The organism is Nocardia sp. NPDC059228, from assembly GCF_042754245.1.
Taxonomy (GTDB): Bacteria; Actinomycetota; Actinomycetes; order Mycobacteriales; family Mycobacteriaceae; genus Nocardia.
The window spans coordinates 1-1,166 of sequence record NZ_JBHZAL010000150.1; the positions used below are offsets into that span (position 1 = coordinate 1).

The window sequence follows — 1,166 nt, forward strand, 5'->3', positions numbered from 1 at the left end:
GCGAGATGGCCTGCCGCGCCTTGGGTCTCAGCCGGAGCTTGAGGGCCTCCAGGTCCTTGTCCTCGGCGAGCTTGCGGCGCCGCTCGTCGACGATCCTGAAGGTGATCTTGAGATGGTCCGGCACCCGGCCGGGATCGAAGTCGTCCGCCGTGACGGGCACACCCACCATCCGCTGGAGCTCACGCGCCAGCGTCACCACAAGCGCCTCCTGAAGAGGCACCGCCCGCTCCAGGAACTTCGCCGCGTAGTTCGGCGCCGGGACGTAGTGACGGCGGATCGGCTTCGGCAGCGAGCGGATCAGCTCCACCACCACCTGCTCGCGCAGCCCCGGGATCTGCCAGTCGAAGCCCTCGGACGTGATCTGGTTGAGCACCTGGAGCGGTACGTGCACGGTCACACCGTCCGCGTCGGCCCCCGGCTCGAACTGGTACGTCACCCGGAACTTGAGCCGGCCCTGGCGCCAGGAGTCCGGATAGTCGTCCTTCGTGACGGCGCCCGCCGCCTCGTTGATGAGCATCGAGCGCTCGAAGTCGAGGAGTTCGGGCTCCTCCTTGCGCCGGTGCTTCCACCACGAGTCGAAGTGCGCGCCGGAGACCACATGATCGGGCACACGCTCGTCGTAGAAGTCGAACAGCGTCTCGTCGTCCACGAGGATGTCGCGGCGCCGCGCACGGTGCTCCAACTCCTCGACCTCGCCCAGAAGTTTGCGATTGTCATGGAAAAACTGATGGTGCGTCCGCCAGTCGCCCTCGACGAGCGCGTTGCGGATGAAGAGGTCGCGCGAGGCCTCCGCGTCGATCCGGCCGAAGTTCACCTTGCGCCGCTCGACGATCGGTACGCCGTACAGCGTGACCTTCTCGTACGCCATCACGGCCGCCTGGTCCTTCTCCCAGTGCGGCTCGCTGTACGTGCGCTTGATCAGATGCCCGGCCAGCGGCTCGATCCAGTCGGGATCGATCTTCGCGTTGACCCGCGCCCAGAGCCGGGACGTCTCCACCAGCTCGGCGGACATGATCACGCGCGGCGGCTTCTTGAAGAGGGCCGAACCGGGGAAGACCGCGAACTTCGCGTTGCGGGCGCCCACGTACTCGTTCTTCGCGCCCTCCTTCACGTCCTTGAGCCCGATGTGCGACAGCAGCCCCGAGAGCAGCGAGATGTGCACGGAC

At 66.9% G+C, this 1,166-nt stretch carries 1 protein-coding gene; it reads right to left on the reverse strand.

Annotated elements, in window-relative coordinates; all coding sequences use genetic code 11:
- Positions 1 to 1,166: DUF3418 domain-containing protein (locus ACFXKA_RS43090; protein ID WP_379431927.1), on the reverse strand; the 1,166-nt coding region annotated here is incomplete at both ends.